The 1324-nt window shown below is 48.7% G+C and carries 2 protein-coding genes; one reads left to right on the top strand and one right to left on the bottom strand.

What is annotated here, in order from left to right; translation table 11 throughout:
* Positions 1-409: IS200/IS605 family transposase (gene tnpA, locus WG89_RS28845; RefSeq protein ID WP_079254122.1), on the top strand; the 409-nt coding region annotated here is incomplete at its 5' end.
* A gap of 103 nt (positions 410-512) precedes the next feature.
* Here tnpA and WG89_RS28840 read toward each other — a convergent pair.
* Positions 513-1324: DDE-type integrase/transposase/recombinase (locus WG89_RS28840; RefSeq protein WP_153301908.1), on the bottom strand; the 812-nt coding region annotated here is incomplete at its 5' end.

The raw sequence follows: 1324 nt of genomic DNA, 5'->3' as shown, positions 1-1324 counted from the left end.
TGTCATTTGGCATTGCCAATATCATATAGTTTGGGTGCCAAAATACAGGTTTCGAGTCCTGACCGGGGCAGTGAAAGCCGAGGTTTATAACAGCATTCAGGTCTTTTGTAGTCAGCTTGGATGTACGGTAGTGGAACTGAATATCCAGAATGACCATGTGCATTTACTGGTAAAAGTGCCTCCGAAGGTTTCGATATCGAAGCTTCTGGGAACGGTGAAGGGGCGGACAGCTTTGAGGCTGTTTACGAAATTTCCGTACCTCAAGAAGAAACCGTATTGGGGTAATCACTTTTGGTCAAAAGGCTACTGTGTCGATACTGTCGGAGTAGATGCAGAAATGATCCGTAAATATGTGAAGTACCAAGAAAAGAAAGAACGTCTCCAGCAGGAGAGAGATTTCAGGAAATAATCTGCAATCTTGGGGCAACTCTCACCAGCCTTCTCTGAAGGCTGGCGGTTTCAGCCCCCTTATAGGGGGGGCATAAAGCAAAACCACGTTCTAAGAACGTGGATCATTTACTTTGGTCCAGTGTAATCCCTTCTTTCAGGTACTGTTCTGGTTCCTTCAGTGACAGGAACTTTTCGTAAGGGGTCATCATGTTTTCATAGCGGTACACCTTCTTCTCCTTGCCCTTGGCGTCCATCCGGGTTTCTGGATAAAAACAGGGGCGGTGGTAGTTCAGATAAGGAGTCAGGTCGTCCCGGTCAAACTGATTAAACTKTTTGGCMTGGKGCCGGGGGATATGRGCGTGACCCCACARCTTCCTGATGACCGRACCATTCTTGGYTTCTACCARGGCGTTATCGTTGCTATGACGGGAGCGAGACTTACTCAACTGGATGTTCAACTTGTTCAGCAACTTCGCCACGTTGTGGTTGATAAACTCTGACCCATTATCTGAATGGAACTCCAGCAGATTAAACGGAATCCCTGCCAACAAGCCCTCCAGAACAGGTATCAGATACCGTTCACTGATTTTTTCAACCGTGCAAACCACCTCATACTGGGTGACCTCATCAACTGCATTGATGTGATAGAGTCCCTTCACGCCGTCCTTATCACCCTGATGTACAGTATCCACGCGGATAAACCCTGGCTGTCCCTCGGGGTTCGGACGGCGGCGTATGCCAATAGTGCTTTGCGACGCCCGAGTAGTGTCTTTATGCCCTCTTACCCGTTCATAAGTGACCGACTTCCTGAGGTTGTAGAGATGGGAGATAGAGATAGTCGCCAGACGCTCGTAGCGTTGGTCGCCTTGCTGATAAGCCCGCTCACAGATTTTCTTTATGGCAGGGCCATTCAGGTCACTGTGAAGCCGATCGG

The sequence above is a fragment of the Endozoicomonas arenosclerae genome, from assembly GCF_001562015.1.
In the GTDB taxonomy this organism is placed as follows: domain Bacteria; phylum Pseudomonadota; class Gammaproteobacteria; order Pseudomonadales; family Endozoicomonadaceae; genus Endozoicomonas_A; species Endozoicomonas_A arenosclerae.
The sequence above is the reverse complement of the archived record's forward strand: the minus strand, read 5'-3'. Positions and strand labels throughout refer to the sequence as shown.